At 56.9% G+C, this 20607-nt stretch carries 23 protein-coding genes and 1 tRNA gene; 12 read left to right on the forward strand and 12 right to left on the reverse strand.

Annotated elements, in window-relative coordinates:
* The first annotated feature begins 119 nt into the window (after positions 1-119).
* Positions 120-195: transfer RNA gene (locus tag YUA_RS0104730), tRNA-Lys, on the forward strand.
* Between the two features lie 61 nt (positions 196-256).
* Here the strand turns inward: YUA_RS0104730 and YUA_RS0104735 are convergent.
* Together YUA_RS0104735 and YUA_RS49790 are read right to left on the reverse strand one after the other, a co-directional pair.
* Positions 257-1279 (reverse strand): site-specific integrase, encoded by a 1023-nt coding sequence (locus tag YUA_RS0104735; protein WP_027529640.1) that lies wholly within the window; start codon positions 1277-1279, stop codon positions 257-259.
* 603 nt (positions 1280-1882) lie between these two features.
* Positions 1883-2116, reverse strand: a complete 234-nt coding sequence (locus YUA_RS49790; RefSeq protein WP_156947053.1) for a hypothetical protein — start codon at positions 2114-2116, stop codon at positions 1883-1885.
* 478 nt (positions 2117-2594) lie between these two features.
* Here YUA_RS49790 and YUA_RS0104750 point away from each other — a divergent pair, with 478 nt between their 5' ends.
* The 4 genes from YUA_RS0104750 to YUA_RS47790 all read left to right on the forward strand — a co-directional run bounded on the left by YUA_RS0104750 (position 2595) and on the right by YUA_RS47790 (position 6637).
* Entirely contained in the window at positions 2595-3299 is a 705-nt protein-coding gene (locus YUA_RS0104750) for a hypothetical protein (RefSeq protein WP_027529642.1), read from the forward strand.
* Between the two features lie 113 nt (positions 3300-3412).
* Entirely contained in the window at positions 3413-4219 is an 807-nt protein-coding gene (locus tag YUA_RS43465) for a hypothetical protein (protein ID WP_035970455.1), read from the forward strand.
* A gap of 849 nt (positions 4220-5068) precedes the next feature.
* Positions 5069-5473, forward strand: coding sequence for a hypothetical protein (locus YUA_RS0104765; RefSeq protein ID WP_027529645.1), 405 nt, complete (start codon positions 5069-5071; stop codon positions 5471-5473).
* Between the two features lie 348 nt (positions 5474-5821).
* Positions 5822-6637: a DUF5131 family protein gene (locus tag YUA_RS47790; protein WP_084292096.1), complete on the forward strand. Its 816-nt coding sequence runs from the start codon at positions 5822-5824 to the stop codon at positions 6635-6637.
* 437 nt (positions 6638-7074) lie between these two features.
* Here YUA_RS47790 and YUA_RS0104770 read toward each other — a convergent pair whose 3' ends face one another.
* The 3 genes from YUA_RS0104770 to YUA_RS0104780 all read right to left on the reverse strand — a co-directional run bounded on the left by YUA_RS0104770 (position 7075) and on the right by YUA_RS0104780 (position 8992).
* Positions 7075-7416, reverse strand: a complete 342-nt coding sequence (locus YUA_RS0104770) for a hypothetical protein (RefSeq protein WP_027529646.1) — start codon at positions 7414-7416, stop codon at positions 7075-7077.
* 74 nt (positions 7417-7490) lie between these two features.
* Positions 7491-8300, reverse strand: a complete 810-nt coding sequence (locus YUA_RS0104775) for a hypothetical protein (RefSeq protein WP_027529647.1) — start codon at positions 8298-8300, stop codon at positions 7491-7493.
* Between the two features lie 59 nt (positions 8301-8359).
* Entirely contained in the window at positions 8360-8992 is a 633-nt protein-coding gene (locus tag YUA_RS0104780; RefSeq protein WP_027529648.1) for a DUF4339 domain-containing protein, read from the reverse strand.
* A 95-nt stretch (positions 8993-9087) separates the two neighbouring features.
* Between YUA_RS0104780 and YUA_RS0104785 the strand changes: the two genes are divergently transcribed.
* Positions 9088-9315, forward strand: a complete 228-nt coding sequence (locus tag YUA_RS0104785; RefSeq protein ID WP_027529649.1) for a helix-turn-helix domain-containing protein — start codon at positions 9088-9090, stop codon at positions 9313-9315.
* Positions 9316-9346: 31 nt separating this feature from the next.
* Here YUA_RS0104785 and YUA_RS0104790 read toward each other — a convergent pair whose 3' ends face one another.
* The 4 genes from YUA_RS0104790 to YUA_RS0104805 all read right to left on the reverse strand — a co-directional run bounded on the left by YUA_RS0104790 (position 9347) and on the right by YUA_RS0104805 (position 12253).
* Positions 9347-9682 carry a DUF3768 domain-containing protein gene (locus tag YUA_RS0104790; RefSeq protein ID WP_027529650.1) on the reverse strand — a complete coding sequence of 112 codons (336 nt, stop codon included), beginning with the start codon at positions 9680-9682 and terminating at the stop codon, positions 9347-9349.
* Positions 9683-9802: 120 nt separating this feature from the next.
* Positions 9803-10372 (reverse strand): hypothetical protein, encoded by a 570-nt coding sequence (locus tag YUA_RS0104795; RefSeq protein WP_027529651.1) that lies wholly within the window; start codon positions 10370-10372, stop codon positions 9803-9805.
* A 221-nt stretch (positions 10373-10593) separates the two neighbouring features.
* Positions 10594-11547, reverse strand: coding sequence for a hypothetical protein (locus YUA_RS47795; protein ID WP_084292126.1), 954 nt, complete (start codon positions 11545-11547; stop codon positions 10594-10596).
* 130 nt (positions 11548-11677) lie between these two features.
* Positions 11678-12253: a site-specific integrase gene (locus YUA_RS0104805; protein ID WP_027529653.1), complete on the reverse strand. Its 576-nt coding sequence runs from the start codon at positions 12251-12253 to the stop codon at positions 11678-11680.
* A gap of 248 nt (positions 12254-12501) precedes the next feature.
* On the opposite strand from YUA_RS0104805, the gene YUA_RS0104810 reads away from it, so the two are divergent.
* Positions 12502-12909 (forward strand): hypothetical protein, encoded by a 408-nt coding sequence (locus tag YUA_RS0104810; RefSeq protein WP_027529654.1) that lies wholly within the window; start codon positions 12502-12504, stop codon positions 12907-12909.
* 1010 nt (positions 12910-13919) lie between these two features.
* On the forward strand, positions 13920-14297 hold the full coding sequence (locus YUA_RS0104815; RefSeq protein ID WP_027529655.1) for an NUDIX hydrolase: 378 nt from the start codon (positions 13920-13922) through the stop codon (positions 14295-14297).
* A gap of 510 nt (positions 14298-14807) precedes the next feature.
* On the opposite strand, the gene YUA_RS0104820 is transcribed toward YUA_RS0104815, so the two are convergent.
* On the reverse strand, positions 14808-15062 hold the full coding sequence (locus YUA_RS0104820; RefSeq protein ID WP_027529656.1) for a hypothetical protein: 255 nt from the start codon (positions 15060-15062) through the stop codon (positions 14808-14810).
* Positions 15063-15455: 393 nt separating this feature from the next.
* On the opposite strand from YUA_RS0104820, the gene YUA_RS0104825 reads away from it, so the two are divergent.
* Positions 15456-15722 carry a hypothetical protein gene (locus YUA_RS0104825; RefSeq protein ID WP_027529657.1) on the forward strand — a complete coding sequence of 89 codons (267 nt, stop codon included), beginning with the start codon at positions 15456-15458 and terminating at the stop codon, positions 15720-15722.
* Between the two features lie 378 nt (positions 15723-16100).
* On the opposite strand, the gene YUA_RS50880 is transcribed toward YUA_RS0104825, so the two are convergent.
* Positions 16101-16274 carry a hypothetical protein gene (locus YUA_RS50880; RefSeq protein ID WP_198029371.1) on the reverse strand — a complete coding sequence of 58 codons (174 nt, stop codon included), beginning with the start codon at positions 16272-16274 and terminating at the stop codon, positions 16101-16103.
* A 1185-nt stretch (positions 16275-17459) separates the two neighbouring features.
* On the opposite strand from YUA_RS50880, the gene YUA_RS51525 reads away from it, so the two are divergent.
* Positions 17460-17999, forward strand: a complete 540-nt coding sequence (locus YUA_RS51525; RefSeq protein WP_245285102.1) for a phage integrase N-terminal SAM-like domain-containing protein — start codon at positions 17460-17462, stop codon at positions 17997-17999.
* Positions 18000-18422: 423 nt separating this feature from the next.
* Positions 18423-19013 carry a hypothetical protein gene (locus YUA_RS43470; RefSeq protein ID WP_051383092.1) on the forward strand — a complete coding sequence of 197 codons (591 nt, stop codon included), beginning with the start codon at positions 18423-18425 and terminating at the stop codon, positions 19011-19013.
* A 302-nt stretch (positions 19014-19315) separates the two neighbouring features.
* On the opposite strand, the gene YUA_RS47810 is transcribed toward YUA_RS43470, so the two are convergent.
* Positions 19316-19645: a hypothetical protein gene (locus YUA_RS47810; protein ID WP_371259870.1), complete on the reverse strand. Its 330-nt coding sequence runs from the start codon at positions 19643-19645 to the stop codon at positions 19316-19318.
* A 551-nt stretch (positions 19646-20196) separates the two neighbouring features.
* Between YUA_RS47810 and YUA_RS47815 the strand changes: the two genes are divergently transcribed.
* On the forward strand, positions 20197-20544 hold the full coding sequence (locus YUA_RS47815) for a hypothetical protein (RefSeq protein WP_245285104.1): 348 nt from the start codon (positions 20197-20199) through the stop codon (positions 20542-20544).
* The last annotated feature ends 63 nt before the right edge of the window (positions 20545-20607 follow it).

The raw sequence follows: 20607 nt of genomic DNA on the forward strand, positions 1-20607 counted from the left end.
CAGTGGCTTTTCGCATTTCCGGGGCTGTGGAAGAACCTTGGAAAACATGCGCCACATCGCTTGCCAGACCCGGATCGCTTTGCTAAACGACCGGCCTCGCAAGGCATTGACCGCCTTTCGGGCGCATAGCTCAGTTGGTAGAGCAGCTGACTCTTAATCAGCGGGTCCCAGGTTCGAGCCCTGGTGCGCCCACCAAATAAATCAAGCACTTAGCGGTTTGAGCGAACGGCAAAACGAGCGCCGTTTACATCACCGTTTACAGTTTTGTTCTCGCTTCGAGCTTCAGCACCGCGGCTTCTGCGAGCTGAATGTCACGACCGAGGTAGTGCGCATCGAGAATGGCCTCGACGTCCTTCAACGAGTGACCGGTGACGGCCGCGATCTGCGGCACGCTGGCGCCTGCGATCGCAAGGCGAACCACCGCCGTGCCGCGCAGATCGTGAAACGTCAGTCCGTCGATACCGGCGCGCTCGCAAGCCTTTGCCCACGACGTGCGAAAGCCATCGGACGTCCAGGGGCGGCCCAGCGTGTTCGTCAAGATGAGCGGCCCCCGGCGGCTCGTCGCGTCGAGCAGGGCCCTCAAGGGTGCGCCAGCGGGCATCGCGACCCGGCGACCGCCTTTCGATTGGCGAAGGCGAAGATAGGGGCTCTCGTAGGCTGACCAGGGTAGACGAAGAAGGTCTCCCTGCCGTTGCCCGCTCCACAGAGCCAAGACGAGCGCGAGCTGGATCTCGCTGGATGCGACCGCGAGAACCGCGGCGATGTCTTCTTCAGTCCAGATCTTATCTTTGCGGTCTGCTACGTAGAGACGGCCGCCGCGTTCGCATGGGTTAGTCGCGATGATGCCGCGGTCCTTCGCGAAAGACATGACGCGCGCCAGCGTGGTCCAAGCGTAGTCGGCCTTGCGGGGTGTCTCAGCGAACGAGTCGCGCCACTTCTTGAATTCGCCACGCACGCGACGATCGGCCAGCGCCGCCACCGGAAGGTCGCCGAACTCGTCTTCGATCAGCTTGATATAGGCCAGGTACGCGCGACGGGTCGACGCCGCTAGGCCGATGAACTCTGGTGCGGCCTTGTATTGTGCGATGATCGTCATGAACGTGCCGGCGCGTGGCTGCCGAAGGCTTGCGTGCGCGTCGTGGTACTCTCGAACGAATTCGGGCGTACCCGGCTTTGCCTGGATGGCAGGTCCACCGCGCCACGCGTAGAAATGCACCTTCATCTCGCCATTGGCGAGCTTGCGCTTGACTCTATGAATTCCTTTCAGAACGACGCGCACGATTTGCTCTCCATTCGTCTAAAGCAGATGCTTCTTGTTTCGGTTGTAGGCCGCTTACTGCGTCCAAGGCGAAGTCGATAGCTTTCAAGTCCCAGCGCGTAGTGCCCGGAAGTGGTGGCGGTAACTTTCCCGACCGCACCCAGTTCGAGAACGTTGTTGGCGAAAGGTTGCAGTATGCAGCCGCTTGCTGTCGATTCAGCAAGCGCGGGCTGAGCGGCGTGATTGAAGACGTGAGGGCCGGTCTCGAGGACATTGTCGAGCTCACGGCCGAGATGGTCTCGCAAGGAAAGTTCGGCCGAACTGCTGGTCCGACGCCGTCGTCGAAATGATGAAGAAGAGACGTAAAGAAGCGGCTGACTCGCAGTGCGAGTACCAATGCGGATAACCCATGACTCATCGCCTTCCGAAGTCCGGAGAACTTCAGTTAAGGACTGGACGGCGGTCAGTCGCTAACGAACGGAATAGGCCGTCTTTTTGAGTTTTGGGTTTGGTGTAGAAAGAAGCAGTGGGTCACGTCAGAACGACCGCAACAGCTTTCTCAAATATAGAATGAGCGAGCAAAATCTCAAGTCTGTTTTACTCGCCGGCTGTCGTGTCTCTCGGCTAGTCGCTGTCGTAAATGTCCGCGTCGCTCCTGAGTAACCGAGCGTGTATCGCGAAATCAAAGTTGCGATCATCAACGAAGTCGAGATCGTCAAGGCCGATATCCTCAAATAGTCGTTTCGACGAAAGGCGAGCCCAGTTCATCACAGCGGAAGTCTTGATGGCAGCGTAAGTTGACCCCGCAAAGAAAATCGCCCAGCCGCCTCGAAACAACCATTCCTGAACATCCGCCACGAATTCACCGTCAAGCCGATGACGCCCCCATAACCGACGAAGCGTGAGTTCAGAAATCCGCACACGGCTGGTCGGAGTGCCATCCTGGTTTCGAAGCTCTATTAGCCGCAGGAGTAGGATTGCGCACTCTCGCGCGGAAAGTAATCGTGAGGTCTCCGATCTTGCCATCAGATACATCTCGCATAAAAATGTGATTGACACAAGAAAATTTAGGTCTTAAAGCCAAAATTGCTGATGCCGGGCTTCGCCTCGCATCGAAATTGCTCACGGTCGGACGTAGACGAAGCAGGGGCCAGGTCCAACTCCGGTCCCCATGCTGGGCCTGATGTGTAAGTCGTTAGTCGCGACGCCGCAGTATATGCGGGGCGCATCTCAGGGTGATTCCGATTCTCGCATGAAGATCATCGAGTAGCATACCAGCTCGAGTGACGAAGTGCCGGCCGGCGTTTTGCTTACACACGTAGGGAGACGTGAGCCTATGGCGCAAGAATTGATCGTAGCACCGTGCCTGTACAATGAACTTCTAAGCCGCCTTGATCGCATTAGACTGGAATTCCGATGCCTCGACCAAGGGTACCGGCTATCCCTGTACCAGTTGATGGCGGACGCAATGAGCATCGCTTTAGCCATCGAGGCAGATCCCGAGAGCAACAACGAGTTCTTGAAGCACGTTGAGCAGGAGTCGGACGTCATCTACGCGGCGATGATCTACATCACCGAGGCCAAATCGGAAGGGGCTCGGAAGAAGGCTTGGAAAGGCGCTCGAGCGCTGAGGTACTTGGTTGAGGAAGTCAGCGTTCCAGTGGACAAAATTCCAGAAGCCATGCGTGAGCGTGGCGGGGTCGAGAAGCTTGCACGGCTCGCGGCGCAGGGCCAACCGCGCAGAAAGCCTTCAGCTCCGAAACCTAATGATGATGGAGCAGGCGGCAATGAACCTGAGGGAGGGGGCGGAGAAAATCGACCGCATGCAAACGGCAGCAAACAGCGAGGGCGCCGCGCGAGGGTCGAGCAGCAGATTCAACTCGGTGCTGCCCCAGAGATCTTAGCAAAGCTGGTCGATTTTGCCGACAACACGCCAATCCAGATATCCGGCGTCCTACGCGCACGGGCGGGTATGCAGCTTAGCATCGAGGTGGAGGACATTACCGACGGGGTCGAATTGCCTCGCGATTGGGAAGAGTAGACCCGCACGTTTTTCGCTTTAAGCGATGCGGCCTACATCATCTCACCTCAAAACCAGTCCTGTTAATTCGGCGTTGCCAAGCTGCACCGGCCGATTTTCCTGCTGAGGCTATCGTGAAATTCAACTTCTACTGTGCCCCAATTAATGAAGACTACGACCCCGTAGAAAAGCTACCCAGCTTCGAAACGAGCAATCAGGCTCACAAACGGCGGCGCCTGCTGGTATCCGCCCTTCCAGAATTGGGAGAAGCCGGCCGCCTACTCGCATCGCGCCTAGACGACTGCAGTCTCAAGAAGTGTAGATCCGCCGGCTGCCCCGTGTGCCTCCGCCTTTTCCGGCGGTGGTGGGGCTCGACCATTGCGGAATACATGGCTCGTGACCCTGATTATTGGTTCACGGTGAGCATCGTACCCTCAGACGTGTTCGACGTCGGACACCTGCACCGCTTTGCGTGGAAGCTGCTCAAAGACCGTCTGCGCACCCAAATTGCGCGGAGCCAAATTAGCCAAGCAGTCATTCTCGGCGGTATCGACTATAATTTATTGCATTTTGAGGATGATCGGTCACCGAGGTGGCGTCCACATCTCTACTTTCTGACCGGGGGCGGTGGGCAGGGTCTCATTGAGAACGCCTTCCGCAAGCACTACCCGCGGGATGAGGACACACCAAGGCCCGTGGTCGTGACCGCCCAAAGGACCGATGACAAAGACTTGGTGACCACCGCCACGTACACGTTCAAGGCTCGCTTCGAAAACCGAAGGCCGTGCAAAGACAAACGTGGCAACGCGGACACCGAATCCGACGAGTTGGCGTTGCCTCACCAGGCCGAGCTCGCAATCCTTTTGGATCGGCAAGGCTTCTTGGGTCGGACTATCCGGCATGGGGATGACCGAGCCTTGCCCGCGCTTACGACACGCTGAAAGTCGCGACGCTCATGCCGACAAGTTCTCAGCTTCTTGCACATCAATGCGATGTACCGGTCCGCGACACAAGAAGATCCCGGTGGCGGACGCGCGCGTTGTCTCCTGTCAGATCGCGACTGCGAGCAAGAACCAGTCGCGGACAAGATGCTGATGGCGGACAAGTCCGCCACTGAAATCGATGAACTCACCCCTCGAAATTCTCTCAGAAGGGTGGTCAGGGGCGTCGGCGAGGTGCAGTGTATAATGTAAACTGTCAGCATAACTAATATGGCTAACGATAAACACTAATTACGATCATGGTCGAGCCGGCGAATGCGAGAGCGCACTGCTTCCAGAACTCGAAATGCGTCCAGGTGGCGATGCCACGCCAATGCGACGTACCATTGCGGTAAGCGGAAAAGATCGCCTCTCGACGATCTAAACCGGATGAGCTTGGGCATTGCTCTCGATGGCTTGGGCCTCGCAAACTCCATTAAGCACCGGGGGTGCTCCGGTACGAGCTAGGACGGCTCGAAGATTTCGGCTACCTCGGGCTGAGCCCCTATCAATATCGGCCCGAGCCAATGACTTCGTATTCGCATGAGGTCGAGAGACATTTTCTGATCTGGACGCCACGCAAATAGGCTGGCCTTTGAACAGGGAGCGGACTTCAGTACCAACCTGGATAGCGTCCTTCCTGTTGACTGCCGACGATGAAAGCCCCGCCGGAATGGTGGGGCTTTATTCGTTAGTGGTCCAACGACGAGACCGTTTGCTCGCCATAGAGCGAACAGCAGGGTGCATTCGGGCCAACTTGTAAATGGTCCTTGTCCAGCCGCGATGTTGCGGCCAACAAGGAGAAGTCCAATGAACGTTAGACTCGATGCTCTCGTTGCGGAGATCGCCCGCATTCTCGATGCCAGTCTGTTAAGGCACGATCCCGAGTTCGCAAAATTAACGAGAGCTCAAAGAATGCATTTCATCACGAGGAGCCTAGCAGCCCGCGATATCGCCAGAGGCGAAAAGTACGGCGGGCGCAAGGTTAAATTCTGGCGGCCGTCGCGCCGCGTAGAAGGCAATATCGGGGTGAGGGATCATGGGATCCCCGACAAAGTCGAGCGGATCGAAGGTCGAATAGGGTTCTCGACGCTTTTCGATGAACTGTCCGAACTTCTGGATGTAAGCGATGAGCCAATTAACAGGGTGACTGATTACGTTGTTCGTCTCTTCGGGATGTATGCGATGGGACTGCTTGAGTACCGCGGAAAATAGATGGCTTGTGTCAATTCGATAGGTGATCAGGCGCATAGACGTACTAGACGAGGCGGGGAAGCCGCCAGTTCTAATGCCCGTTCATGACTCCTGTTGGTTTGGCGGGAATCCGACGAGCACCGCGTTTCCCGTCGTCCCATTGAATATCCCCTGTTGAGTTGCGACCAGCACGGCCCGCCGCGAAGTGATTGCCAACCGTTCTCCCTTGGAATGCCTTCTCAGAAGACGTCGTCCGTCTTTGACGATGGTGCGTTTAGCCGTCCCACAAGGTGGAAAACGAACTTGTAAAGGATTCCACCAGGACCGTTGTCTTGGGCAGAGCGATGCTCTGAACATTGGAGATTTGTGATGGGTGAAAATTCAAAGATCGAGTGGTGCGATCATACATTCAATCCGTGGATTGGCTGCCAAAAAGTGTCGCCCGGTTGTGATAATTGCTACGCCGAAGCAATGATGGATCACCGCTATAAAAAGGTGCAATGGGGCGCACACGGCGAGCGAAAACGAACGTCAGAACAAAATTGGAAAAAGCCTATCCAGTGGAACGCGCAAGCTCCCGCGTTTAGAAAGGAAAATGGCTATCGACCTCGGGTGTTTTGCGCTTCGCTCGCCGACGTCTTTGACAACCAGGTTGATTCCTCGTGGCGCGGGGACTTGTTCGCTCTAATCCGCAAATGCGAAGCATTGGATTGGCTGGTGCTGACGAAAAGACCGGAAAATATAGAAAAGATGTTGCCTTCTGATTGGAGCGATGGGTATTCCAACGTGTGGCTCGGAACAACGGCCGAAGATCAGACACGGTTTGATTTTCGATGGAAACGCCTAAAGAAAGTACCTGCAGTTGTTCGCTTCATATCTTACGAGCCTGCTCTTGGGCCCGTGCGGTTGCCGACCAACGGCCGTTTGCCGGATTGGCTGATATCTGGGGGAGAAAGCGGTGCGGGTGCCCGTACATTTAGGCCGCAATGGATTCGCGATGTTATCGCCGATTGCCGCCGGTTCGGTGTTGCGCCATTTCATAAGCAGTGGGGATCTTACGACAACAACCCCCTTGTGGTGGAGAAAGGTATGACGGCTCGTGAAGCACGCGCAGTCGATGTAGAAGGGAAAGGTGGCGGGTTGGTCGATGGTAAGCTCGTTCGTGAATTCCCGGATCGGAATTAAAAGTCCATAAGGAGCTTTTTCTTCAATCATCGGTGGGCCGGTCTAGATGCGGATTGCTTGCCCGATATTTGTGTCTGCGCTCACGATTGCGCTTCGAGACCACTAACGACAACATAAGAAGCCCGCTCCTAGGGTCCACCTGGAGCGGGCGAAGTCTCACCACTGGGTTCCTGCTTCAAGCCGTATCGCTCGCAGCTTACGCACTCGGCGCAGACTGCAAAGGACCCCTGACGTTGGTTTCGGCGAGCAGTCAGCGATCAGACCCATCGCCATCGCTCATAAGGCTTATTGCTAATAATGATCTCGCGATTAGCATCGTTGGCAGCGGTTGGCGCGGCGTTGTTGAGGACTTTTGCTCCCTTGGCAGCTCGAAATGAGATCGAGATATCAACTCGGTTTCTTAAACAAAAAAGAAGATATCACGCCTTTTGCCGAGATCAGTGGATGGCACGTGAAATCGCTGCTTCGATCCTGGCTTTTTCCAGAATGGCAGCAACACGCGAAGCTCCCAATATCTGTTGGTAAAGCCCCCATCCGATGTTCGGGATAAAAAGTGTCACTAGCTTGCCTTTGCCGAAGACGTACCCCACCGGCAACTTAACCCCGAGCTTCGACACGAGTTCAGGCTGTCCAATCAGCACGCTGCAATTCATGTCCATTGCAGCAGAGACGATGCTGTCCTTCAGCATGGTGAAGCGGGCGCCGCGGGGATTTCCATCGACGTCTAGACCGAGGACATAGACTTGGTCTGCCCCCGATGGTTCTCCTTTCTGACCCATGAAGACTCCCCGAAGAAGTGGTCGCAGCGACGAGGTAATGCATGTTTCATCTCCCCGGCGCTGCGTAAATGATGCTAGAATTTCGGAGGTGGAACGGCAGCTCGTTGCTTCTCCACGAGGGCGTCACGATCTTTATCCAAAAATTGAGGCTCGCTGATAATGAGCACCCATGTCGGAATGGGAGAATTTACGGATCGCGGTTCGCCAGAATATGAACCTAGCTGCATCGTTGAAGAGTCGCTGAGGTGCCAAACTTCATTGAATGGCCGGGTGTGAAATTGGGCGGAAATTGAGTCGATGATTTCTTGGGCTGGTGCGCCAGATTGAAAGACGTAGGACGCGGCCGTCACCACGTTGGGCGACATGTTCTCGGTCAATCGGGCGACAAGCTGATTGCCGTTCTTGTTCGTGCACTCCAACGTCGTTGGCTTTGGCGACGATACACTGCATCCTGTTTTCGCCATCGCGGCCTTCGCCGCAGCCTCGGTCATGCCGGTCTCGACTCCCAAAATGTCTCTTTTTGTAAATGCATAAATGTTCGTTGACCGTTTATCCGTCCCAGTGAAGCTGGTCGTAACGTGCTTCCAGCTTTCGTAGTCCTCCGGGCGAAGTAAAAAGAACGGCTGCGCGCCCAGGACGGCATATTTCAAGCTCTCACGGGAGTTTCCGTGATCGTAGCTTTTTGCGGCGACCACCGGCGGACCGATAAGCTTGCCTTCTCGGTCCAGGTCGAAACTGACAGCATAGTCGAGGTTGACTTGTGGAGCGGGAAACCAATGCTGCATTATTTGGGCGCGGATGACCGCTATGGGGTCGGGCGGCGCAGTCTGAGCAAAGGCCGACGGACACGCGAACATTGAGAGCAGGGCAATCCATTTCATCATTTGTGACCTCTGGTGTGGGTTACGTATTAGGCGGATGCCGGACCTGATGAGGCCCAGCGTTATCCTTCAACGGATGCGTAGATGAGGAATCCCGCAATCATGCTGACGATCCACGCGACCGCGTAGTAGGGACGCTGCTTCAGGCGTTTTGCCCTCAGGAACAGGTAGACCGGCGTGAGCAGCACGGCTGTGACGCGGGTTATCCGCGAGCCATAACCCGCTTGCTTTAACCTACGGTCATCGAGCCAGCCGAGCAGGCCGTTAATCACAACGGGCACCTGGAACGGCAGCCCCCGGCTTGGGTGATACGGAAATCCAAGGGCTAGAGAGCGAACTGCAGCGTCCTGGTTGCTGGCGCTCACCACGGCCTCGATCACCCCGATAACGAGAGGCAAGAGGGCGAGTGTCCAGACGTAACCGTTGCCAACGTGCTTGGACGAAATCGCAGGTGGCTCGGCAGCCACCAGCTCAGCAAGGTCGCTGTCTCGGAGGGGCTGCCAATCGGGCATGCCCTTCCGCCAGACCTGCGCATCGGTCTCGATCTCTTTCTTGTTCAGGAGATGCTTGATGGTCGAAGCGGTCGTCGGGCCTCGCCGAGTGCCGTTCGCGACGTAGTACCACTCGTTTGGTCCAGGCTGGTTCGCCGCCCCGAGATCCGGCAGCGGTGGTGGTGCAAATTGTTCTTCAGTCATGGGCTTTCCTATTCTAAAAAGTTTTTGAAAGTCGCCCTTGCGTCGATCCAAAATCCCGCCAATAGGGCATATAGTCCCTAGAGACTATATGCCCGATGGTGCTCCATCCTGCAATGCAGGACTGGCGCGTCATTGTTGGCAAGAATGTCCGGCGAATTCGCCAGCAGCGTCGAATGACCCAAGAGAAATTGGCGTTCGAAGCTGACCTGGACTTGACCTACATCGGTGGGATCGAGCGAGGACGGCGTAACCCCAGCCTTTTGGCGATGGCTCGCATTGCTGAGGCTTTGTCGGTGCCACTCGTCAAACTCTTCGGCGAGTAGCGGGGGGTATGTTTGGTCGATTATGAGGGCGCTAGTATTCGTCTGCCCTCATGATCGTGATGATTCGCTCGGTGACGGCGGGGTCTGCCGGGTTTGGCGAATGAAAGTTGAGAGATTTGTCGTAGTAGTCAATTTTGAACACTACCTGCACCCCTTCGAAGGCAAAGACGCCGAAATCGTGCTCCTCGTGGGGGTCGTTGGCGTGGCAAAAGTCATCGAACACCGCGATCGTTTTGACCAAGCGTTCAACGGCTTCGGACCCCAGCTCGGCGATTCCAGCAGTCATTATGGCTCCGCCGCCGAGAAGGTGCTTCCGAAGCTCGTCATTGAGCACACGCGTTTTCTCCGCGTCCGTTTGCATGGACATGGTTATTTCTCCGATATGTTGTGTTGATGTTTGCGCCCGGCTCGCTATCGATCAGCATCAGGCGGTGTCAGGATGGGAAAAGCCCGGGCCGTGGTCCGAGCTTGAGAGCTGGTGCGCCGGTTACTCTGGACCGGGGTTTACGAGCCCCACTTGGGCGATGTGCCGGACGTAGGTGCCCTTGTCCGGATAGTCGCGAAGGCGAAGCGTCAAGACTTGGTCCTCGCGCTTGGTCACAAGGCAGGGCCACCAGCCATATCCGGGGTCATCGTCCTCAACGAGCACCAACTGGCCGACAGCGATGCTCTCCCAGGTGCGCGGCAGGCCAGCAGCAACAACGCCGCTCGTCTTTTCCTTTTCGGTGGATGGCGCTGGCACGGGTTGGTGAACGTGGCTTTCGTCGCCAGGCACGTCGAGCGCTGCTTTGAGCTTCCCCAGGAGATCGCGCCGGATCGGTGGCACAAATGCCTTGCCGCTCGCGTACAGCCGTCCCACAGGGAGCTTCATTCCGATCTCGGTGACCGCTGGCGACGCCGCATGCACGGACGTCAGCTTCATCTGGCCTGCGGCGCTAACGACTTTCTTGTTGAACTCAGGAAACCGGGCGCCCCTTGGCTTCCCGTCATCATCAAGTCCGAAGACAAAGAGCTTGTCTGGAGCGTTGACCGTCTTCTTCTCTGGCTGCTTTCCCATGTTTCTCCTCCTCAAAAGCAGACGGGGCCCAATGGGACCCCGTGATCTGCGGTTCTAGCGATGTTGTGGCTTGGCCACGGTGGCGGGCCAGACGCCCGCCGAGGCAAACTAATCACGGAAGTACCTCCACCATAAATTGCAAAGTCGTTATTAGACGTTGTTGAGCGAGTATAGGCGAATCGTGTTGCCGCCTCAAGCAAATCATTCGATGTTGCGTTGTTCTAAGCGACTGTTTTTGCGTCAGTTTTTGCCATTTTTAGCGGTATTCGGCCGCACTTCTGATACAGGTGGCAGTAGCCGATTTGGCAGGCTTGCCGGTCGTCAATTCGGTTGCCATTGCAAAGGTTGAGTCCATCCTCTGAACACAGCCTCCAGATGGCATTTTGGACGAACCGCGGAAACCGCTTTGAGAATACAGGATTCAATGTGCGGGCATCGATGCGGTCGGCCACGGTCCTGATAATTTCTGCGCAGCCACCAGGGGCGTAGCACGCAGCGCCGTAAGCGTGAGAGCTGCCGCAGTCCTGTAAAATGCCCGTGCGATGCAGAAAGTTGTGAACCAGCGTGTCCACCGCGATCATCGCGGTACCCGTTTCAAACCAGAGTGGCCGGTCTTTCCGCACACCAATTAGCAGCGTCGAAAGCGTCATCATGAGTATCTTGTCGGAGACGCCGTAGACGTTTCGAAGTGGACCGATCAGGGCTTCCTGCCGGGCGGCATCCAGTTCGGGCCTGGTCGCACCTTTCGCGCTTCTTAATTGGCGGTCAATCCAGCCCACCAGGTCGCCGTCGGCGAGGTCGCGGACGAACAAGAAGAGGGAGTATGCGGTCTGGTTCAGTCGGCCGTTGCGAAGGTGCGGACGTGGCAGGGGGCACGCATCGATGTGATCGGGCTCAGAACAGGTAAAGCTGGTCTTGTCGTATCGGCAATCTGCGAAATGCCAGTAGCTGCGCAGCTTTGGACAAGAGGGCGCATTCCTCTCGCTTGCTTCAATGGCCGACCAGGACGCCGTGCCGTGCTTATTGATGTAGTCGCGCGCAACTCGGTCCGAGATCCCCTGAAAGCTAAACGTCGTAACGAGCCAATCAAAAATAGGGGGCGTATCGGCGAGGGCGACAGCTCGATCTAGACCCGCGTGCCGAGCCTCGTCGTCGATCTCGTCGAGGAATGACATTGATCCCGCGACCGCGCAGACAGTCCGGATTAAGCTTTCCGCCCGCGCAAACGCATCAAAGCTTTTGTTAAAGGGGTTCGACATCTTGATGGGAAGCTTTCTCGGTGCTCGTGGAAAGGGAGATTGCTGGCTAGATCAGTCCGACCAACCTGCGCTGAGCATCGGTATCCCCATCTATATACCGCTGCGTGGTCTGGATGGACCGGTGGCCAGCCAGCAGTTGAACGTCCCGTAGCGAGCCGCCTGCCTTGTGAACCGAGCGAGCCGCTCGCGTAATGAAAGTTCGACGCCCCGAGTGCGACGAGCATCCTTCGAACCCGAGCTCGCCATAAGCGCGGCTGAACCAGACAACGATGCTCATCGGTGTCATCGCGCCGCCGCGCTCGGATCGAATGAGGGGCCCATGCGCCTTACACAGCCGACGCGCCTCGACGAGGGCCTGTCGTAGCTCAGGATGAATCGGAATTGAGCGACCGCCGCGCTTTTTGGCGATCTCGTCGCGAACTTCAAGCGTGCCACCGACCTCGCCGCTCGGATCCAGCAGCATCGCCCACGTCAATTTGGCGATCTCGGCGGCGCGAAGACCTGCCTTGACTGAGAGCAGGACGATGAGGCGGTTGCGAAGTGGGTGGCGAGAGCGCTCGGCGAAAAACAAAAGATCGTCGATATGGTCAATCGAAAGCGTCTTCGCTTGCTTGCCAGCCATCTCACTCAAACCAGTTGCAGTCAGATTCTAGAGAATCTGACTCTGTGCGCAAGGGAAAATCTCGCAATTCGCTGACTGATAAGGTTTTCAGAATTTTCTTATCAGTCATGAGGCGGATGGTTCAATTCGCACGTACTGGGCAAGCTCGATACCAGGTCGGACGCATAGGTCAAAATCAATCTTGTAAAGTAGTTCGCAACGACAAAGACCGTTGTGAATCTCACCCTATCAAAGATTGGAATGTCAAAATGAAATCGAAAAAGAAGCAGAAAAAGTTGCGTGGCCAATTTCTATCTGGGCATGCGCTGTGGGCTGAAGTTAAGCATGCTTCGGAGTTGTTGCAACAATCGCATTTCAGGGCCTATAGCTTGTACGAAGACATTGCCGACCTTCAAGGTTCGATATCGGACGCTGTGGTCCACTTAGAAGAATTAGCTAAGGCCACTGACGAAGAGGATGTGAATTTAGAACGGCAGAAAAAAATACGCGCGATGTTGGAGCGAATCCGGAAATATTATCGCCAAATGGATAGCGCCAGTGAACCTTTCTCGTTTATGCGAATCGCTGAAGATCTACTACGAGCGATGGATGAGCTTGCGCAAGAGGTTGATGTGCCGTTGCGGGCGGTAAAAAAGTTGGTCCACTATTGTGAATGAGTGTAGTCGCTAGTGCGCGACGTTGGACATTCGTTGCTCACGTCGGCTCTAGTTGGCGAAGTTGGTATCAACCTAGGCTAAGCCGAGTTTCGGCTCGGCCTGGGTTTTCTTTTCGATTGTTCCTTCGATTGCTCGTACCGATAAGGGTTCGCAGAAACCTTTTCAGTTCTGAAACTGGATAGGATTTGAGAGAAAGCTTATCAGTCTCCGGACGGACGCTGCACACGCCGGCGTCTTCGATTTTGAAGCTGGCCAGTTCAACTCGAAAGAGAGTCTTGGCGGAGATTTCCCTCGAGCGTATCCGAGACCACTGAGCTGTTGCTGGTGACGAACTGTGAACATACTAGCGAAAAGGTATCGAGTCCGATTTAGGGAGCGGAGCCTGCTGTTGCAGGGACTCGTCTAGGAATGGTTGCGCAGATAATAAGAAAACTAAAAGCCTGCTGAAATAGACATGCCGGTCGGCGTATCGTTTGCAGTGCTAGGCCCTCTTGAGAGTTCGCAACAGGGGGCCTGGCTGGACCGAACCAAAGGCCGCTGCTTCCCCCGAAGCAAGTATCGAGGTTGACGCGATTGGCTTGAACGTCGGGAGCACGCGTTGCCGTTGGCGTATGGCCGCTGCTTTCAAGCCCGATGATGCCGTGCAGGTCGCCGGATCGTGAGCGCAGCGCCGCAATGATGGCGGTGAGGCTCAGACTTAGTTCTCGTAGACGGCCTCAATTCTTCCGCATGGCAAGCACTTGTACACGTGGATGCACGGCCTGTTGCCCATCCTCGGCAGTATGGCCAATAGGGTCATCTCCCGGCCGCACGTCTGGCAGACCGGAGATTTCGAGCCATTGTCGGAGCCCGTGTGCATCGCCGGAGCTTGCCCGAGTTCAAAACCGGCGCTTATCCCGGACTACTACGGGAATTGGGTTGTCTGAGCAGACGGCATGGCCGTGCGGTTGAAGCCTGGAAATGGTGAGCTACACTGACGCTGTAAACCCAATTTGAGTCGAGCCCTGCGGATGGCCAAATCGTCAAAACTAGTCGCCGCGCGGAAAGGCCGCGTGCTCCTCGTCAGGCGTCGGCGCGACCGCCTCTGGATGTTTCCCGGAGGCCGCAGGCGTGTTGGCGAGAGCGAGCGGAAGTGTCTTCGCCGCGAACTTGGTGAGGAGCTGCCAAAGCTCAAGGTCGGGCCGGTCAAGCTCTGGAAAGAAGTGAAGGCCGAGAACCGTCGATCCGGGCGAAAGATGAACGACGCGGTCTTCGTGGCTAAGGACGTATCCGGTCGTTTGAAGATCGGCGACAAGAGGGAGATCGACAGAGCGGCTTGGCGCAAGCCGCGCGGCATCAAACTGACGCCCACATCGCGCTACATTCGCGATAAGCTGTTTCCCCAGTAAGCGTCACCTGTCGCAAATTAACGCTACGGTCGCGATCTCCGTAGCCTATGGCGTGGCGGATGATCGCATAGTTCGCGGTGATTGACGATCCAGTTGCCGTAGCCGATCAAGCTGAACTCTAAGGCTCGGAGTTAACTCGTCGTCCCCGAGACATGCTTGCAATCTCTCACCGATCTCTCGGCGGATTGCCCGGCTGAGCGCCTTGTCGATATCAATGCCGGTTCGCATGGCAGAATCTCCTTGTCCGGCGGAACGCCTGCCCTGCGATGGTCGTCCTAATCTTCAGGAGTTGAGGCCGAGACCGCCGCCTTTGGCTATCTGTCGTGAGCGCTTGTGGAACAGCGGGTGATGAACAAACCTTTGGCTATCCACGACCTGCGCCGTCCTTGACGGCGGGCGACGGTCTCGCCAACACAACTCCGCCGGTTGAGAAATGTTCACATAGATCACGCTTGGAACCCAGCCCGGCAGCTCGACACGATAATTGCAACTGATCCACCCGGTCCGTGATCACCCTTCCGGCAGGTCCAATGCTTCGACGGCCCGACTACAAATTTGGGTCGGGTCTTTGAGGCCGGTCTGGCCGATCTCGATGATCTTCTTGGCGATCAGTTCGGTGAGAGGGTCGTTCCGATCTTCTACACCGATGGTGCGCAGGGCCTGTTCGTAAGCCGTCGAAAGCCGGGCGATCTCTTCAGGTCCCAGAGTTGAGTTCTGTAGGATTCGATAAATGGCCAAGCTGCTGCCCCCGTTTGAATACAGCATAGCACTGGTTCCCCGACCCAGAGCTAGAGCGAACCAGAGCTAACCTTAACGTGGAGGAACGGTATGCGAACGCGTCCCGCCCCGCTCCATCGCTAGCGTGCCGGGGTGAATGGCGCGCCTCCCCGCACGCCAGCCCTTCGGACCGCTGCCCGCTGTCCCTCTCGACCGCCCGAAGGGACCGGCTGGCCCGAGGCGACTTTGCGCAACATCAAAACGGGATTGGTCCACACTGCCTAGGCTAGGTCCGTAGCCGAACAACCTGTTGTCAGGCTGCTGAGGTTATGAGGCCCGGGCTCCTAGGCATACCGGGCCTCGGCTTAACTGCTTATCCGCATCGCGCCATGGCTGACTGCGTGCAAGGTCTCGCCGTGCCGAGGCGACACGAGGCTCGACATGTCCGCCAAAGATTATGCCGATGATCTCAGCGCGACGGTGCGCTATGCACTGGAGACAACTCGTGCAATCGCGGTCTGTCCCTTCCACTCTGACGTAACCATCCGCGTCGGCGATGATGCGGCCGAAAGCCATGCCTTGGAGCGCGCCAAGAGGATCATCAAGAGCGACGGTACGACCTGGAAACCGCAGAACCTCAGGGAAGAGATTGGTCGGCAGCTACGCGAAGCCGCAGACGGTGAATGTCCGCACTGCGCGTCGCATTGACCGATCCCAATCGGGCGCCGAGCTACGGGGCAATCGTGCGAGGTGGCGGCTACTTCTTCAAAAGTATTCCAATCGCTCGCGCCGTTCTCCTCACTGATCCGGCGTGGCGGCCTAGCTCGGCAGCGATCTTCGATACTCCAGCTCCTGCCCGGGCCAGCTTGGCCAGTCGCTGGATCTCGTGTTCCGCCCATTGCTTTGGCTTCGGTGTTTTCATGGTGCGGCGCCAATCTGAAACGTCACTTAACCAGTGCGCCTGGTTGCCAACCGCTTGGGAAATTTACGGGTGGACCGCCTGCGCGTAACCATCGCGCGCCTGTTAGGTCATTCGCCATTCGCATTTGCCTCCTGTCGCGGTCTCACCCCGGTCGGATGGCGCGACTACGGCTCGTGCTTGTTGGTTATCTCTCGCGCAGCCAACCCAAGCTCCAGCTCTCGAAGCTGCTCGATCAGCAACTCTACGATCTCCTCATAGTCAGACGGCGCAAGTGAATGCACGCCGCGCAATTTCAGCTGGTTGTGGAGGATCGTCGCCATCATGGCTTTGACGCTCATGCACCCTCGTCGGAAAATTCGATGGTCATAAAATCAATCTGAAGTAGATGCCAAAGATTGCGGATGCGCAACGGCCGTAGAATTACGGACGCCCGTAGCCGCGACTAAGTTCGCAGTGCAGCACGGGATGCGAGTGCTATCTTGTGGCGACTAACCGAAGGTGTGGTGCATCCAGCCCTTTCCGCCCACGTTCGGACGATGGCTACTTCTTCAACAGTAGTCCCATCCTTCGCGCCATTCGCCTCACTGATCCAGCGTACCGGCCGAGTTCGGCAGCGATCTTCGTTGCGCCAACTCCTTTCCGGCCCAGCGTGACTAGTCGTCGGACCTCCTGCTCAGCCCATTGCTTTGGCTTCGGTGTCTTCATGACCGGCGCGCGATCTGCACAACTCAGAGAGGGTTCGCGTCCGAAACTGTTACTCCGACAGCCGGTCCGCGAAACGGTCCGCAGCAAAAATGGCCGTTCAGCTAAGTATTTGATCTCATTGGTGGGCCCGGCAGGACTCGAACCTGCAACCAGACCGTTATGAGCGCTCGGCTTGCAGGTACACGTGCAATATAGTTGGCTCGGCAACGCTCCTTGCATTTCTCCGTGGGCCGAAAAAGGCTATTTGCTGGGTCGTCGCAACGGGCAGGGGCGATCGATAGATAATCTTTGCTCGCGGATGGAGTCAGTTCTTAGACTGATAAGGTTTCTAACAAAAGCTTATCAGTACTGTGGCGCGATATGGGCAAGCGCTCGTCTTGACTTGTCTGGCGGATCACCGCTCCTCCAAACGGGAGCGACCAATGCATTGCGTACTCTGCAGTTTTCGGCAGGCAACCCGGAGTTCGCGTGAGTAGCTACGATGATAAGCTACAGATTTGCTCCGCGCCGCGAGCGGGCTCGAAGGGCAGGGCGCTCCGAAACCGTCCCATCGCAGGAATGGGCCCCTGACAGCGGCGCAAAAGGAGGAGGTCGAGGTCGCTGACAAGCAGCGGGCAGGGCAAGCGGCCTCGCGACCGGTCTGCCGCCGATAGCCGACATGGCAACCGCGTCCGCCCTATTCGGCTAAGGGCCAACGGACTAAACCGCTCGCGCGGTAGGGCACTGCGGCTGGCAGCGGAGCCGAGAGGATAGCGCAACTGGGCGTCCTGTCTTGAGATGAGGGGTTCGCAACCTTCACCCAAGACAGGAGCATCCCCATGACCGACGAGGCAGTAAGCCCGTTGCGCCGGCGCATGATCGAAGACATGACGATCCGCAAGTTTGCGCCCAAAACCCAACACGACTACGTGCAAAGGGTGAAGGACTTCGCCGCGTTCCTCGGGCGATCACCCGATACGGCTGATTTCGAGGACGTGCGCCGCTACCAGCTTCATCTGGCGGCGAGCGGAGTTGGTGTGCCGACCATCAATCTGCTGCGGCGGCCGCATGATCATCATCGAGGTCTTCGCGCGCGGTGCAACGCCACGGCATCAACCGACGGCCCCACCGAATCGCATCAGGATCGACACCTCATGACCGCGTCACAATCCCGCCAATCGGCTCGTCGCGTTCGCCGGCTCTCGACCAGCCACGGCAGAGCGCGCCCAGATATCCGCCAGCCGTCGCAAATCGCTCGACAATTTACCGAATTCGACGCCGCCCGCCGCTCATTCGCCAGTCGCTTCACCGTCGCACGACTTGCTCGATCAGCTCGATCCCAACCAACCAGCTCTTCCGCGGCACTCAAATCCCCATAGCGCCCGCCGCACGGCCTTACGTTCCCTTAAGCGCGGTTTCCTCCCTTGGAGGCTTTCGGACGCCGGCCCCGCCGTGCGCCGCACCACCTTCGTGGGGCCGGCATCCGAAACCCTTCACAACAGCAGTTGTCGCACTTGTGCATAACAGCGAGACATCTTCGCTCACTCTGGCTCTTAGCTGCGCGCAAAATGAAAGCGGCAATAGCGCTTTGGTGTCTGGCCGCGCACCGCTGCTCGGAATGACGATGGTCCCAGAAGCGGTGGCGATTCATCAACTTTCTTCTCCATTAGGTAGCTCGTTCCTCCCGTCTTGGCATCGGCGGCACCTCGCCGAATATGTCCGCCTGAGATACTTTTTGGAGAATGCACCCACTTGGTTTCGGTGTACAATTGATGCCGGTTCCCCACTATAGGAGGTAAGCCATGAACAGGCTCTATGCTCTCGCATCGGTTGGGTTCTGCGTAGCTTCGGCGGCCCTCACCACCACGTCGGCATCGGCTCTTCCAAGCGAGGAAATCCCGAAGACCGAACCAGAGTACATCGCCAAGGTGAAGACCGCCGCTCCGGCGTCGGTCGTGAACAACGCGACAATTACCATGCCGCAGCTGGATGGGTCTTCTAAGGCCGTCCAAACCGGATCAAACGGTTTCACGTGCTTTATCGGAAACGACGGAACGCCCGAATGCGATGACGAGAACGCCATGGAATGGCGTAAAGCTCTGCAGGCCAAACAGGCCCCGCCGAATAAGATTGGCTTCATTTTCATGCTGGCCGGTGACACGGGCACGAGCAATCATGATTCCGCCGAACGGCACACGCACAAGCATTGGGTCCAGACCGGGCCGCATGTGATGATCGTCGGCGGCGCAGCACGCGAGATGCTCAGTCCCTATCCGCACGATCTGGATGTCAAAGACCCGACGCAGCCCTTCGTCATGTTCCCCGGCAAACCCAACGAGCACCTGATGATCCCGGTGCAGTCGCAAGAGCTTACCACGGGCAGTACGCGGTGACGCGCGTGAACTCCGCCGTGCCCTGAGACCAGCGGCACGGCGGCGAGCGTCAGCTCGGAGGCTTCAATGGGGCAAAGTCGAGTTAGTCGGCTGCATGACGACGCAGGTCGCCATGTCGGAGTTGGGTCAGGAGCGTCGGTTTTGAGGCGTGCCGGTCACTTCCGGTCTACCCCAACAAGCTGACGATTTCAGCGCCAATCCGAACTTCGCGTCAGGGCCAACACCGGAAGTCGATGCAAGCGAGTAGGGCCGCTATTCCGAGTTGCTTCACCCGTACACTGAGCAGCTCATTCAGGCTGCCCTTAAATCATACTGCCCGGCATGAAGCATCGAACAGACGGATGACCATCTTCGTAGTATGGCCAGACAATAGTCCGTCCGATCAGGTTGGGTACCTTCACAACGGCAGCATCCGGCACATCAATCCACTCGCCTTCAAGAAAGACTTGGAAATGACTGTCGTTGCTGCGCCAGTCCGTATCACTCAACATATTTCCATCAGACAGTGCACAGCAAGCTTCTCCTCCCACTGATCTCAACTGCTCAAACCACTTGTGCATTGTAGGATCGGCTTGGGCGTACTTACCACCGGGATCGCGTGCCAAGGCCGGGTTGGACGTCAGCAACCACACCAACCATAGCGACGTCGCTATGTGCGTTTTGAATTGAGTTCGCAAAATAGCCACCTATCAAATCGATTTGTTTGTTCGACAACGCGAAGTGACAGAAAAAAGGCCCGCCTCCGAGTCAATGGGAAGAACGGTGGGCAATATATTCAACAGAGCCCAACGGACTGAAAATGTGTCCGGAGGCGGGGCGCTAGCCGCTCAAGTATTGTCGAGCGGCAGTCCGTAAGCCTGATCGCCCGACCCATCAGACCTAGGAGGAATGATGTCGGTGAAACTTATCGGTTTGGGTCCACCGGCTCAATACTTGATTGCGTGCGCATGATGATACCGTATCGTTCGACCGAACGATATCCCGCTTCGCGCCCCCGACTGCGGACTGCGGACCCACGACTGCAGCACTGCGCCAGAAATGCAGCCACGCTGACAGGTCCGATTGAACCTTTGCCGGATTTCGGGGACCCACAGTGAACAGGTTCACATAAGTACGTCCGTTGCTCGGGCTAACATCATGGAATTCGTGGTGGGAATATCTCTAATCCAAGAGGGGAAATTCCATGAAAAAGCTGTTCTTGATCGTGTCCATCATTGCCGCCATCGGAGGCGTAGCGACTAGTCACGCAGCGTGCGCATTACGCCTTCCAACTTTTGAACGTGCGGGCTTCCCGATCTCCCGGCATCAAGTAGCAGTGCTGGGCTCGGCCCAAGTGGAGGAGAGTGCGGTTACGCCAACGCTAATGTTAGCTGGTATGCCGGCTTCTCCTCATCAGATCGCAGTTCTGACGCCACGTGCGAAAACACTGAAGATTGCTGAGGCTTCAGCGGATCCCAATCAACTCACAGTTGGCCTGACAAGGCCTGGCTCGCAGAAAAGCACCGAGCAGGCATTGTGCGCCTCCGAGTGATCTAACGGACCATGAGTATCTTGCGCCTCCCGCCTTCGGGCGGTTTTTTTTTGAATGTGAGTG

This window comes from Bradyrhizobium sp. WSM3983 (assembly GCF_000473045.1).
Lineage (GTDB): Bacteria > Pseudomonadota > Alphaproteobacteria > Rhizobiales > Xanthobacteraceae > Bradyrhizobium.

What these genes read in the sequence shown, in the direction of transcription:
- YUA_RS0104820 (WP_027529656.1), bottom strand. Translation starts at nt 15,062, where the DNA reads ATGCTGTATTCAAACGGGGGCAGCAGCTTGGCCATTTATCGAATCCTA.
- YUA_RS47795 (WP_084292126.1), bottom strand. Translation starts at nt 11,547, where the DNA reads ATGTCATTCCTCGACGAGATCGACGACGAGGCTCGGCACGCGGGTCTA.
- YUA_RS0104805 (WP_027529653.1), bottom strand. Translation starts at nt 12,253, where the DNA reads ATGGCTGGCAAGCAAGCGAAGACGCTTTCGATTGACCATATCGACGAT.
- YUA_RS0104775 (WP_027529647.1), bottom strand. Translation starts at nt 8,300, where the DNA reads ATGATGAAATGGATTGCCCTGCTCTCAATGTTCGCGTGTCCGTCGGCC.
- YUA_RS0104780 (WP_027529648.1), bottom strand. Translation starts at nt 8,992, where the DNA reads ATGACTGAAGAACAATTTGCACCACCACCGCTGCCGGATCTCGGGGCG.
- YUA_RS47815 (WP_245285104.1), top strand. Translation starts at nt 20,197, where the DNA reads ATGAAAAAGCTGTTCTTGATCGTGTCCATCATTGCCGCCATCGGAGGC.
- YUA_RS50880 (WP_198029371.1), bottom strand. Translation starts at nt 16,274, where the DNA reads ATGAGCGTCAAAGCCATGATGGCGACGATCCTCCACAACCAGCTGAAA.
- YUA_RS0104750 (WP_027529642.1), top strand. Translation starts at nt 2,595, where the DNA reads ATGGCGCAAGAATTGATCGTAGCACCGTGCCTGTACAATGAACTTCTA.
- YUA_RS47790 (WP_084292096.1), top strand. Translation starts at nt 5,822, where the DNA reads ATGGGTGAAAATTCAAAGATCGAGTGGTGCGATCATACATTCAATCCG.
- YUA_RS51525 (WP_245285102.1), top strand. Translation starts at nt 17,460, where the DNA reads ATGACCGACGAGGCAGTAAGCCCGTTGCGCCGGCGCATGATCGAAGAC.
- YUA_RS0104795 (WP_027529651.1), bottom strand. Translation starts at nt 10,372, where the DNA reads ATGGGAAAGCAGCCAGAGAAGAAGACGGTCAACGCTCCAGACAAGCTC.
- YUA_RS0104810 (WP_027529654.1), top strand. Translation starts at nt 12,502, where the DNA reads ATGAAATCGAAAAAGAAGCAGAAAAAGTTGCGTGGCCAATTTCTATCT.
- YUA_RS43470 (WP_051383092.1), top strand. Translation starts at nt 18,423, where the DNA reads ATGAACAGGCTCTATGCTCTCGCATCGGTTGGGTTCTGCGTAGCTTCG.
- YUA_RS0104825 (WP_027529657.1), top strand. Translation starts at nt 15,456, where the DNA reads ATGTCCGCCAAAGATTATGCCGATGATCTCAGCGCGACGGTGCGCTAT.
- YUA_RS0104815 (WP_027529655.1), top strand. Translation starts at nt 13,920, where the DNA reads ATGGCCAAATCGTCAAAACTAGTCGCCGCGCGGAAAGGCCGCGTGCTC.
- YUA_RS0104765 (WP_027529645.1), top strand. Translation starts at nt 5,069, where the DNA reads ATGAACGTTAGACTCGATGCTCTCGTTGCGGAGATCGCCCGCATTCTC.
- YUA_RS0104785 (WP_027529649.1), top strand. Translation starts at nt 9,088, where the DNA reads ATGGTGCTCCATCCTGCAATGCAGGACTGGCGCGTCATTGTTGGCAAG.
- YUA_RS0104790 (WP_027529650.1), bottom strand. Translation starts at nt 9,682, where the DNA reads ATGTCCATGCAAACGGACGCGGAGAAAACGCGTGTGCTCAATGACGAG.
- YUA_RS0104770 (WP_027529646.1), bottom strand. Translation starts at nt 7,416, where the DNA reads ATGGGTCAGAAAGGAGAACCATCGGGGGCAGACCAAGTCTATGTCCTC.